Raw genomic sequence first — 11629 nt, forward strand, 5'->3', positions numbered from 1 at the left:
GCCGATATCGTAGGGTCACCCGGATGGGCTGTCAGCAGACATTGCGGAATGACCGGTCTGCTCCCCGTCGCTGCCAGTCTCCGGCTGCCGGGGCAGCATCCGCGCATGGGCCGCCTGAAGCTCTTCCACCATCCGGCGCAGGCTGCTCAGGTCGTCGAGGATCTGTTCGGCCTGGTCGACCCCGATGACCCGGGCGACGGCGTCCTGCAGCAGGGCGGACTTCGCCGACTGGTAGGCCTCCCTGAACAGGGCGACACGCGCCTCGCGGGCCGCGGAATCGAGACTGCTGTCGAGGGTGCCGGCGGCCGTCGACATGGCTTTCTCGACGAGTCTCGGATGCTGGCCCCGGCCCGGCAATTGCGCCCTGAGACCGATCACGCCCTGCGCAAGGTGTGCTGCCGTCTCGTGATGCCGCGCCACCCTGACGATCTCCGGCAACTGCTCGGAGAGGTCGCGCGGCAGGGTTTCCATCCGGAACGACGTGGCAAAGGCGCTGATGGCGTCGGTCAGCGCCACGACCGCATCCGCCCGCCGCCGAAGCGAGGAGGGCGGAGGCGGAGACGGCGTGAGAACGTCGGCGGCCAGCTGCTCCACCGCCTCGTGCTGCCTGTTCAGTTCCTGATGCAGGGCTTCCGCCGCCATCACCGGCATGCCGAGGACGTTGCGGTCCAGGAACCGGGGCGTCGCCAGATCTTCCTCGGCGCTTCGGAACAGCCGTTCCAGCATCCGGGCGATCCTGTCGAGGAAGGGCAGGCAGATGCAGACCCCAAGCAGGTTGAAGACCGTATGGAACAGGGCGAGCAGCGGCGCCGGCTGGTCGCCGAAACCCGTCGCGCCGCCGAACGCCCGAAGGCCGGCCAGGACGAGCGGCAGAAGCAGCAGCGCGACGACGGCCGTGGACGCGTTGAAGAGGACATGACCGACCGCGACCCTGCGGGAGGCGGGGGTCGCGCCCACGACGGCCAGAATCGCCGTCGATGTCGTGCCGATATTGGCGCCGACGATGGCGGTCGCGGCTTCTTCCAGACCGATCACGCCCTGGGAGGCCGCGGTGAGCACGATGGCGATGGCCGCGCTGGAGGATTGCGTCAGCACCGTCGCGACGACGCCCATGCCCAGGAACGCCAGCAGCCGGGCGGTCTCGCCCGCGGCTTCGAAGTCGATGCTTCCGGCATCGGAAGCATAGATGGAAAAGGCGTCCTTGAGGATCGACAGCCCGAGGAAGAACAGGCCGAACCCGGCAAGGGCCTCGCCGAGGCCCTTAACCCTTGCGCCGGGCGACAGCAGCCGCAGCCCGACGCCGATCGCGAGCAGGGGCAGGGCGAAGGCCTCGATCTTGAATCCGAACCCGACAAGGCTGACGAGCCAGCCGGTCATCGTCGTGCCCACATTGGCGCCGAAGATCACGCTGAGAGCACGGTGAAGGCTGAGGATGCCGGCATTCACGAAGCCGATGGTCGCCACGGTCACGGCGCTGGAGGACTGGACCACAGCGGTAAGCAGGGCGCCGCTCAGGACGCCCTTTATCGGACTCGACGTCCAGTTCTGGAGAATCGATTTCAGCCCGGCGCCACCGAAGAGCTTCAGCCCCCCGGTCATCATCGTCATGGCGAGCATGAACAGCGCCAGTCCGCCCGCTGCATTGAATGCCGCTTCGATCATGGTTCCGCCGCTCCAACGGTCCGGGCGTCGTCAGGCCCGGATGGAATCGACAGTAAACATCAGCGGACAGCCGACGTGGAAGGGGAGAGAGGCTGCGGCCGCGTCAGGCGACGGCGGCCTTCGGTGTCCGGTCCGGCAGGGTCACAATGACGGTGGTGCCCTGGCCCGGCGCGCTCTCGACCTTCAGATCGCCGCCATGCAGCTGGGCGAAGCGGAGGGCCAGCGGCAGGCCGAGCCCCGTGCCGTCGAACTTGCGGCCCAGAGAGCTGTCGATCTGCTTGAAGGGGGTAAGCGCGCTGGTGACGTCGGACTTCTTCATGCCGATGCCCGTGTCGGCGATCCGGATCTCGGTGAACCCGTTGCGGTGGCCGGCGTGAATGGAAATACGCCCGCCCTCGGGGGTGAACTTGATGGCGTTGGAGATCAGGTTGATCAGGATCTGCTTCACCTTCTGGCCGTCGGCGACGATCTCCTCGGCGTCCGGCTCGATCTCGATCTGCATCGCGGCCTCGCGGTCGCGCGGGCAGGCCATGCGGGCGCTGGCTTCGATGATGGACGTCAGCGAGATGGCCTGGGCATGCAGCTCCAGCTTGCCGGCCTCGGCCTTGGAGAGGTCGAGGATGTTGTTGATCAGCGTCAGCAGGTGCTGGCCGGAACTGAGGATGTCGTGGGCGTATTCGTTGTAGCGGTCGTTGCCCAGCGGCCCCAGGCCCTCGCTCGCCATCATCTCCGAGAACCCGATGATGGCGTTCAGCGGCGTCCGAAGTTCGTGGCTCATGGCGGCCAGGAATTCTGACTTGGCGCGGTTGGCGCCCTCAGCCTCGTTGCGGGCGGTCGCCAGACGGTCGGCCAGGTCCTGCAGCACCTCGCGCTGCTCCATCAGCTCGGCCTTGGCGGTCTCCAGCTGAGTGATCTTGGCGTCGAGTTCGGCTTCGTGGTTCTTGTGCCCGCTGATGTCGGAGAGGACCATCACGGCGCCGCCATCGACGCTGCGGTTCAGCGAGACCGAGAACCAGCGGTTGTTGCTGGCGAGGAAGTCGCGGCGCATGCGCGCGTTCTCGACCTCCGCGGCCACCGTCGCCATCGCGCCCTTCGGCGAGACCTCGGGCAGCCTGAGCAGACCGGTCATCAGCAATTCGTTCATCAGCTGCTGCAGCGTGCAGCCCGGCCGGAGCAGATGCGCCGCCGGCGCGAAATCGTTGGCGAGACGGGCGTTGCACATCACGAACCGGCCATCGGGGCCGAACAGGGCCAGTCCCTCCGAGATCGAGACCAGCGCCTCCTGCAGGGCCTGGCTGGCGTCGCGGGCGCGGTCCATCGCGTTGCGTTCGCGGGTGACATCGGCGGCGACGCCGACGAAGCCCAGAAAGCCGCCATGTTTCGAGAATCGCGGCCGCGCCGCGAAGCGCACCCACATGCGGCCGTGCTTGCCGGTCAACCGGAGCGGCACGACGATGTCGCTGAAGGCTTCCTGATCCTGGAAATGGCGGATCAGGGACCGGATCTCCACCGGCGCGCTGCGCACGTCGAGAATTTCGATCATGCGGCGTCCCGAGAGACGCTCGGTCGGCAGGCCGGAGAGACGTGTGAAGCGGTCCGATACGGCGGTCAGCTGGTGGCCGGTGTCGGTTTCCCAGGTCCAGTCGGATGCCAGCTCGGTCAACTCGGCCAGCTTCTTTTCCTTGAGCTGGCGGTCCGCTTCGCGGGCGACCGCATCGGTGACGTCCTCGGTGACGACGTAGAGCATGCCGTCGGCCGCGGGATGCTGGGCCAGCTCGACGATCGCGCCGGATGGCATTGCAGCCCGGACGCGGACGGCTTCGCCCGCCACCAGTCGCTCTTCCGGCAACAGCTCGCCGTCAAGGGCTTCGAGGGTCTCGGCGTCGCGTGCGAAACCGGTGGCAAGATCGAGATGATGACCGGCGCCGGGCAGGCGGGTGAGTTCGCCGACCGGCGGTACCAGGGCGGGACCGCGCGGTCGGTAGACGCCCAGGCCACGGATCAGGCCCGACAGGCCCTCTGTCATCTCCCGCACGCGGTCGATGCGGCGATACCGGGTCAACAGCGCGGCGGCCAGGAAACCGGCCGCCGCAGACAGACCGGCGGCAATGGCGGCCAGCGCCGCGCCGGCCATCTCGCCGGCATTGGCGAACAACCAGTAGCCGCCGCCTGCCGCGGCAGCGGCAGCCGCGAGACAGACCGCGGCGGTCTGCACCAGTTCGCGGTTCCGGCTGTGTTGTTCGTCGGTGGCCAGCAAGCCGATCTCCTGACGGAACGAACTGTTCCGAGGAAACCTTAACCTGCTGACTGTAAACGGAGACTTAAGCCCGCTTCAGCGGGCCGGACGCCGACGCCCCTTCAGATCACGTCCGGACGGTTGGCGTTCTGCTCCGCCTCATGCGCTGCCAGTGCGGCCAGAGAGACCAGATCCGAGACCGTCGATCCCATCGGCGCGACCTGCACCGGATGCGAGAGACCGACAAGCATCGGGCCGATGGCCGTGGCGTCGCCCAGCGACTGGAGCAGCTTCCACGCGACGTTTGCCGACTGCAGCCCCGGCATGATCAGCACGTTGGCCGGACCGGAAAGGCGGCAGAAGGGATACAGCTCCATCAGCTCGGAGTTCAGCGCGACGTCGACCGCCATCTCGCCGTCGAACTCGAAATCCGTGTCACGGGTCTCCAGCAGCGAGATCGCATCGTTGATCCGCTTCGAAGCTGCGTGCGGGGCGTTGCCGAAGGTCGAGAAGGCGACCATCGCGACCCGCGGCTCGTGGCCCATGCGGCGCGCGAACTCGGCGGACTGCATGGCGATGTCGGCCAGTTCCACCGAGCTCGGCAGTTCGTTCACCGAAGTGTCGGCCAGGAACACCGTCCGCCCGCGCGCCAGCAGAACCGACAGGCCGAAGACGCGGCAGCGCGGGCGCGGGTCGATGACGCGCCGGACGTCGTCATAGGCGACCGAGAAGCGCCGCGTCACGCCTGTGACCATGGCGTCGGCGTCGCCCTGCGAGACCATCAGCGCGCCGAAGACGTTGCGGTCGGTGTTCACCAGACGCTGGCAGTCGCGGTAGAGGAGGCCGCGGCGCTTCCAGCGCTCGTAGAGCACATCGTAATAGGCCTCGCGGCGGTCGAAATCGCGGGAGCTGACCACCTGCACCTCGTCCGGCGAGTGGCCCATGGCCCGGAGCTTCTCGTGCACGCGGTCGGGATAGCCGATCAGGATCGGCTCGCCATAGCCCTCCTGCTTGAAGACCAGGGCGGCGCGGATGACCTTCTCTTCCTCGCCCTCGGCGAAGACGACGCGCTTCGGCGCGGCGCGCACCTGGTTCAGGATCATCTGCAGGATGCCGGTGGTCGGATCCAGCCGCGCCTTCAGGTCGTGCGTGTACTGCTCCATGTCCACGATCGGGCGGCGGGCGACGCCGCTCGCCATCGCCGCCTCCGCCACGGCGGGCGGGATCGCCGCGATCAGGCGCGGATCGAAGGGCGTCGGGATGATGTATTCCGGGCCGAACTGGAGCTGGGTGCCGCGATAAGCACGGGCGACCTCGTCGGGCACGTCCTCGCGGGCGAGATCGGCCAGGGCTTCGGCCGCGGCGATCTTCATCTGGTCGTTGATCGTCCGCGCGCGCACGTCCAGCGCGCCTCGGAAGATGTAGGGGAAGCCCAGGACGTTGTTGACCTGGTTCGGATAGTCGGAGCGGCCGGTGGCGATGATGGCGTCGTCGCGGACCTCGTGAATGTCCTCCGGCGTGATCTCGGGATCCGGGTTGGCCATGGCGAAGATGATCGGCTTCGGCGCCATCGCGCGCACCATGTCCTTGGAGACCGCGCCGGCCACGGAAAGGCCGAAGAAGATGTCGGCGCCTTCCATCGCCTCCGCCAGGGTCCGGGCAGGGGTGTCGGCGGCGTGAGCCGACTTCCACTGGTTCATGTTCTCTTCCCGGCCCTTGTAGACCACGCCCTTGCTGTCGCACATGATGACGTTGTCGTGGCTGATGCCCATCGCCTTGACCAGCTCGATGCAGGCGATGGAGGCGGCGCCGGCGCCGTTCACCACCATCTTGCAGTCGGCCAGGTTGCGGCCGGTCAGTTCGCAGGCGTTGATCATGCCGGCGGCGGCGATGATCGCCGTGCCGTGCTGATCGTCGTGGAAGACCGGGATGTCGAGGGCCTCGCGCAGCCGCTGCTCGATGATGAAGCATTCCGGCGCGGCGATGTCTTCCAGATTGATGCCGCCGAATGTCGGCGCGATCAGGCGGACCGTGTTGACGATCTCATCGACATCCTCGGAATCGACCTCGATATCGATGGAATCCACATCGGCGAAGCGCTTGAACAGCACCGCCTTGCCTTCCATCACCGGCTTGCCGCCCAGCGCGCCGAGATTGCCCAGGCCCAGCACGGCGGTGCCGTTGGAGACGACGGCGACCAGATTGCCGCGGGCGGTGTAGTCGTAGGCGGTGTCAGGATCGGCGGCGATGACGCGGCAGGGTTCGGCCACACCGGGGCTGTAGGCCAGCGACAGGTCGCGCTGCGTGGCGACCGGCTTGGTCGGCACGATCTCGATCTTGCCCGGCCGTCCGGTCGAATGGAAAAGCAGCGCCTCCTGATTGAGGCTCCGGTTGCGCTCGTCACTCATGGTATTCCCCGCCCGGGTTCAGGCCCGGTGATTGGTTGCTTCGAAGCGACGATATACACACGGCTGGCCGCGCGCCGAAAGGGCAAACCTGTCGCGGTGGAAACGAAAAAGGGCGGCCGCAGGGGCCGCCCTCTCGCATCGGGTCGACTTGTCGATCAGAGACCGAGAACCAGCTTCGCCATGATGTTGCGCTGGATCTCGTTGGAGCCCGCGTAGATCGAGACCTTGCGGTAGTTGTACATCCGCGGTCCGACCGCCGAGGCCCATTCCGGGCCGATCGGCGGTTCGTTGTCGCCGAACTTGAGCGGCTGGAAGGGCGACTGCTTGATGCCCGCGGCCTCGAAGGCCAGTTCGGAGACCAGCTGCTGCAGCTCCGAGCCGCGGCACTTGATCATCGAGCTTTCGGGGCCCGGGTTCTGGCCCGAGGACAGGCGGCCGAGCACGCGCAGCTCGGTGAACTCCATGGCGTGGATCAGGCTTTCGGCGTCCGCCATCTTCTTCTGGAAGACCGGATCGTCGAGCACCCGCTCGCCGTTCTCCTGCTCCTCGGAGGCGATCAGGCGCACCTTGTCCATGCCCCGCTTCAGGCCCTGGCTGTAGGTGCCGCCGCGCTCGAACTCCAGCAGGTACTTGGCGTAGGTCCAGCCCTTGTTGGGCTCGCCGACCATGTTTTCCTTCGGGATCTTCACATCCTCGAAGAAGACCTGGTTGACCTCCTGAAAGCCCTTCTCGGGCAGGTCGACGGTGATGATCGGATCGACAGTCACGCCGTCCGCGTCCATCGGCACCAGCACGAAGGAGATGCCTTCCTGCGGCTTGCCCTCGTTGGAGGTGCGGACCAGGCAGAAGATCCAGTCGGCATACTGCGCCACAGAGGTCCAGATCTTGGAGCCGTTCAGCAGCCAGTGATCGCCCTTGTCCTCGCACTTCATCTTCAGGCTGGCCAGGTCGGAACCCGAGCCCGGCTCGGAATAGCCCTGGCAGAAGACGATGTCGGTAGACTGGATCTTCGGCAGGAACTCGTCCTTCTGCTTCTGGGAGCCGAACTTCATCAGCACCGGGGCCAGCATGCGCGGGCCGAAGGGGATGGTGATCGGCGCGCCGGCGGCCGACATCTCGGCGTCGAAGATGTACTTCTGCGTCGGCGACCAGCCGCAGCCGCCATACTCGACCGGCCAGTTCGGCGTGGCCCAGCCCTTCTTGTGCAGCGCCTTCTGCCAGCGCACGTGCAGATGCTTCGGCATGTAGCCGGCGCGCGTCTTCTTCATCGCGGCGCGCAGCTCGTCGTCGAAGGCCTCGTCGAGGAAATCGCGGACTTCCTTGCGGAAAGCTTCGTCTTCGGGGGCGAAATTGAGGTCCATCCTGGGCGTCTCCCGGCTCGATTGATTGGTCGCAATGTCGCCCAATCCTACGGTCCGATCAAGCGGATCGGTTTACCGTAACGTCAAGCTTTCACGAGGTCCGGAATGGCGGGGCCGGCGCGGTGTTGCTAGAGTTCCCGGCGGGGAGACCAAGGGGAGAGACATGGCTTACGATTTCACCATTACCGGCCCGGACCGGATCATCAGCGGCATCGGCGCATTGCAGGAGCTACCCGGCGCCATGGACGCCCGCGGCGCGAAGCGGGCGCTGATCCTGACCGGCAACAGCCTGGCGACGAAGACCGATCTCGTCTCGCAGGTCGAGGCGGCGCTGGGCAGCCGCCACGCCGGCACCTTCAGCGGCTGCGCCCAGCACGTACCGTCCGGCACGGTCGACGCCTGCCAGCAGGCGGCGCTGGATGCGGATGCCGACTCGCTGGTGGTGTTCGGCGGCGGCAGTCCGATCGACACGGCCAAGCTGGTGGTCAAGCGCCTCGCCGAAGCGGGCAGGACCGGCGTCACGCAATTCGTCATGCCGACCACCCTGTCCGCCGGCGAGTTCACCTATGCCGCCGGGATCACCGACGAGACGACCCGCGTGAAGGCGGTCGTGGTCGATCCGGTGATGCAGCCGGAGGTCATCGTCTACGACCCGGAACTGACCCGGCCGACGCCCGTCGATCTCTGGCTGACGACCGGAATCAAGGCGCTGGATCATGCGGTCGAGGGTGTCTGGTGGCCGAACGGTCATCCCTTCACCGAGACCCTGCGGCTGGGCGCCATCGCCGATCTGCGCCGGCATCTCGAGGCCTCCAAGGACCCGGACGCGCTCGATGATCGGCTGGCCTGCATGCACGCGGCCTGGAAATCGATCTGGGGCCTGCTGAGCGCGAAGAATGTCGGCTTCCGGCTGAGCCATCCGCTGGGGCACCAGATCGGCGCGCGCTGGGACGTGCCCCATGGCGTCACCTCCTGCATCTCGCTGCCGGCGGCGGCGCGCTTCCTCCACGGCCTGCTCGGCCGAGGCGCAGGCGAAGATCGCGGCGGCGATGGAACTGGAGAGTCCCGAGGGTGCGGCGCCGGGCATCGAGGCGTTCTTCGAGACGCTGGGCGTGCCCAGGCGGCTTTCGCAGACCACGGCGAAGCGCGACGAGATCCCGCTGGTTGCCAAGGCGGTTTCCGACGAGCTGAAGCATCTCGGCGCGCCGGACAGCGACATCGCCACGCCGGAAGCTTTGATCGGATTGTTGGAGTCCGTCTGGTAGCGGCGGGTCAGCCCTTCGGGAAGTAATCCTCCAGCGAACCCTCGCGCCGGACGTCGGCCGTGCAGCAGTGCAGGCCGCCGCCGAAAGCGTAGGCGTCGCGCAGGTCGACCGGTACGACCTCCATGCCGAGGCGGTCGAGCTGGTCCATCTGGTGGACCTCCGAGGCCTCGACGCAGACAGTCTTGGGGTCCAGCACCAGCACGTTCATCGACAGCCAGACCGACGAGTAGCAGAGCGGCGGCGGCGAGTTGTGCGCCGGGCGGGCGGCGTCGACGATCTCCCACTCGTTCCGCTCGAACATCTTCCGCTGGTCGTCCGGCAGGCGGCGGTCGGGATTGTTGATGATCAGGCCGGGACGGATCGGCGTGAAGGTCGCGTCGATGTGGATGGGGTAGGGGTCGCCGGGGAAGTTGACCGCGTGCACCCGGTGATCGGGGAAGTGCCGTCGCAGCCAGTCGATGCCCTTCAGGTTCGTCGTGAAGCCGTGCTGGACCACAAGGTCCTTGCCGAAGCGCAGCACGTCGGCCGCGTCGAACAGCGGCTCCTCCTCTGTGGTGACGAAGTATTTCTCCGCCGTCCACTGAAGGCGCTTCTCGACGCCGATCTTCTCCGACAGGTAGTCGGGGCGGTAGTCCGCGTCGGTCAGGCGGGGCTTAGGCGCCGCCTCGTGGCGCATGCCGGGGTCTTCCTCGTAGTAGCGCTGCAGCAGCGGGCGGTAGCAGAGATACTCGAACCACCGGCAGCGGTACGACATGGTCGCTTCCAGCATTTCCTTGCCGACCGTCAGCAGCACGTCGCGCGGCGGCATGCAGCCGAACATGCTTTCGGTTTCCCAGTCCGGCGTGGCGACGGGCTGGTTGAAGTCGAGCGGGTCTGGTCGGTCCACCCTGACGCCGCGCTTCTTCAGCATGTCGGCGAAGTTGTCGAGCAGCTCGTTGGCGCGGTCGACCGTCTCCTGCGGCCGCGGTCCCCACTGACCGCGCATGTCGCTGTCCTCGGGCACCTTGGCGTCCAGCGCCGGCTCCGGCGGCGGGATGCAGCAGCCGTCCGCGCGGCCCACGATCACGTGGCGCAGCGGATCCCACTCGTTCCAGGACTGGACGACGGTCGGTTCGGTGTCGGTCATGGCTCGGCCAGAGGAGTCCCGGGACCGGGTCCCGGGACGGGTCCTACTTCTTCTGCTCGACCGGCTCGATCTCGAAGCCGGCCTTCTTCCAGGCGCCGAAACCACCGCCGATATGGCAGATGTTCTCCAGGCCCAGGTCCATCGCCACCGAGGTGGCCAGCGCGGAGCGCGCGCCTGCGGCGCAGTAGAAGACGAAGCGGTTGCCGCTCTGGAACACGTCCTTGGTGTAGGGGCTGTCCTCGGCGATCCAGAACTCCAGCATGCCGCGCGGCGCATGGTAGGCCCCGGGGATCTTGCCCTCGCGCCAGAGTTCGCGGACATCGCGGATATCGACGATGGTCACGCCTTCCTTGCCGACGAGGTCCTTCGCCTCTTCCACGCTGATGGTCTCGACCTTGGCCATCGCCGTGTCGATCATGTTCTGCACACCCTTCGGCATGTCGGTTCTCCCCTGATGATTGAAGTTACTGCGGGACGCTGCCTTCGATTCCCTCGACATAGAAGCTCATGCCCAGCAGATCGCCGTCGGGCGCGGTCTCGCCCGCCTTGAGCCAGACCGTGCCGTCCTGCTTGTTGATCGGGCCGGTGAAGGGATGCAGATCGCCTGCCGCGATTGCCGCTCGGGCGTCGTCCGCCATCTTGCGAACGTCCTCCGGGACCGCGGGACCATAGGGGGCGAATGCCACCATGCCCGACTTGATGCCGCCCCAGGTGTCTTCCGAGGCCCAGCTGCCGTCCAGCGCCGCCTTCGTGCGGGCGACATAATAGGGCGCCCAGTCGTCGATGATCGCGGTCAGCTGCGCATTCGGGCCGAAGCGCGAGACGTCGGAGGCCTGACCGAAGGCGTGGATGCCCTTCTCTTCGGCCACCTTCATCGCGGCCGGGCTGTCGGTGTGCTGCATCAGGACGTCGGCGCCCTGGTCGATCAGCGCGCGGGCCGCGTCGGCTTCCTTGCCCGGATCGAACCAGGTGTTCACCCAGACGATCTTGAAGGACACGTCCGGATTGACCGATTTCGCCGCCAGATAGGCCGCGTTGATGCCGCGCACGACTTCCGGGATGGGGAAGGAGGCGATGTAGCCGACGGTATTGGTCTTCGTCATCTTGCCGGCGATCAGGCCGATGACGTGGCGGCCTTCGTAGAAGCGCGCGGAATAGGTCGAGACGTTGTCTTCCCGCTTGAAGCCTGTGGCGTGCTCGAACTTCACGTCCGGGAAGCGCTTGGCGACCTTCACCGTGGGGTTCATGAAGCCGAAGGAGGTGGTGAAGATCAGGTCGTTGCCGCCCTGTGCCAGCTGCCGGATCACGCGCTCGGCGTCCGGGCCGTCGGCGACGCTCTCGACGAAGGTGGTCTCGACCTTGTCGCCCAGGGCTTCTTCGATGGCCTTGCGGCCCTCGTCATGCTCGTAGGACCAGCCGAGATCGCCGACCGGGCAGCAGTAGACGAAGCCGATCTTCAGCTTCTCCTGCGCCGAAGCGGTCAGGGAAAGGCCGGCCGCGAGGCCTGCCGCCGCCAGAGTGAGCATCCATCGTTTCATCGTCATCGCCTTCCCTGCTGCGCTGGAACCGGA

At 66.9% G+C, this 11629-nt stretch carries 8 protein-coding genes; 1 reads left to right on the forward strand and 7 read right to left on the reverse strand.

Going from position 1 to position 11629, the window contains the following annotated elements; genetic code table 11:
• Positions 1-15: 15 nt before the first annotated feature.
• The 4 genes from ACMVY4_RS11545 to ACMVY4_RS11560 all read right to left on the reverse strand — a co-directional run bounded on the left by ACMVY4_RS11545 (position 16) and on the right by ACMVY4_RS11560 (position 7667).
• Entirely contained in the window at positions 16-1662 is a 1647-nt protein-coding gene (locus tag ACMVY4_RS11545; protein WP_416896178.1) for a Na/Pi cotransporter family protein, read from the reverse strand.
• A 103-nt stretch (positions 1663-1765) separates the two neighbouring features.
• Entirely contained in the window at positions 1766-3919 is a 2154-nt protein-coding gene (locus tag ACMVY4_RS11550) for a PAS domain-containing sensor histidine kinase (protein WP_416896179.1), read from the reverse strand.
• 101 nt (positions 3920-4020) lie between these two features.
• Positions 4021-6306: an NADP-dependent malic enzyme gene (locus ACMVY4_RS11555; protein WP_416896180.1), complete on the reverse strand. Its 2286-nt coding sequence runs from the start codon at positions 6304-6306 to the stop codon at positions 4021-4023.
• Positions 6307-6461: 155 nt separating this feature from the next.
• Positions 6462-7667 (reverse strand): acyl-CoA dehydrogenase family protein, encoded by a 1206-nt coding sequence (locus tag ACMVY4_RS11560; RefSeq protein WP_416896181.1) that lies wholly within the window; start codon positions 7665-7667, stop codon positions 6462-6464.
• Positions 7668-7830: 163 nt separating this feature from the next.
• Here ACMVY4_RS11560 and ACMVY4_RS11565 point away from each other — a divergent pair, with 163 nt between their 5' ends.
• Positions 7831-8958: an iron-containing alcohol dehydrogenase gene (locus ACMVY4_RS11565; RefSeq protein ID WP_416896182.1), complete on the forward strand. Its 1128-nt coding sequence runs from the start codon at positions 7831-7833 to the stop codon at positions 8956-8958.
• Here ACMVY4_RS11565 and ACMVY4_RS11570 read toward each other — a convergent pair.
• The 3 genes from ACMVY4_RS11570 to ACMVY4_RS11580 are packed head-to-tail and all read right to left on the reverse strand — an operon-like array spanning position 8940 to position 11596.
• Positions 8940-10058, reverse strand: coding sequence for a serine/threonine protein kinase (locus tag ACMVY4_RS11570; RefSeq protein ID WP_416896183.1), 1119 nt, complete (start codon positions 10056-10058; stop codon positions 8940-8942). The genes ACMVY4_RS11565 and ACMVY4_RS11570 overlap by 19 nt on opposite strands.
• A 43-nt stretch (positions 10059-10101) precedes the next feature.
• Entirely contained in the window at positions 10102-10497 is a 396-nt protein-coding gene (locus ACMVY4_RS11575) for a rhodanese-like domain-containing protein (RefSeq protein ID WP_416896184.1), read from the reverse strand.
• 25 nt (positions 10498-10522) lie between these two features.
• Positions 10523-11596: a BMP family ABC transporter substrate-binding protein gene (locus tag ACMVY4_RS11580; RefSeq protein WP_416896185.1), complete on the reverse strand. Its 1074-nt coding sequence runs from the start codon at positions 11594-11596 to the stop codon at positions 10523-10525.
• Between the last annotated feature and the right edge of the window lie 33 nt (positions 11597-11629).

The sequence above is a fragment of the Minwuia sp. genome (genome assembly GCF_048007105.1).
GTDB lineage: Bacteria > Pseudomonadota > Alphaproteobacteria > Minwuiales > Minwuiaceae > Minwuia.

Bases quoted from the DNA above. Each gene is read 5' to 3' on its own strand.
- ACMVY4_RS11575 (WP_416896184.1), bottom strand. From the start codon at position 10,497: ATGCCGAAGGGTGTGCAGAACATGATCGACACGGCGATGGCCAAGGTC.
- ACMVY4_RS11570 (WP_416896183.1), bottom strand. From the start codon at position 10,058: ATGACCGACACCGAACCGACCGTCGTCCAGTCCTGGAACGAGTGGGAT.
- ACMVY4_RS11545 (WP_416896178.1), bottom strand. From the start codon at position 1,662: ATGATCGAAGCGGCATTCAATGCAGCGGGCGGACTGGCGCTGTTCATG.
- ACMVY4_RS11565 (WP_416896182.1), top strand. From the start codon at position 7,831: ATGGCTTACGATTTCACCATTACCGGCCCGGACCGGATCATCAGCGGC.
- ACMVY4_RS11560 (WP_416896181.1), bottom strand. From the start codon at position 7,667: ATGGACCTCAATTTCGCCCCCGAAGACGAAGCTTTCCGCAAGGAAGTC.
- ACMVY4_RS11580 (WP_416896185.1), bottom strand. From the start codon at position 11,596: ATGAAACGATGGATGCTCACTCTGGCGGCGGCAGGCCTCGCGGCCGGC.
- ACMVY4_RS11555 (WP_416896180.1), bottom strand. From the start codon at position 6,306: ATGAGTGACGAGCGCAACCGGAGCCTCAATCAGGAGGCGCTGCTTTTC.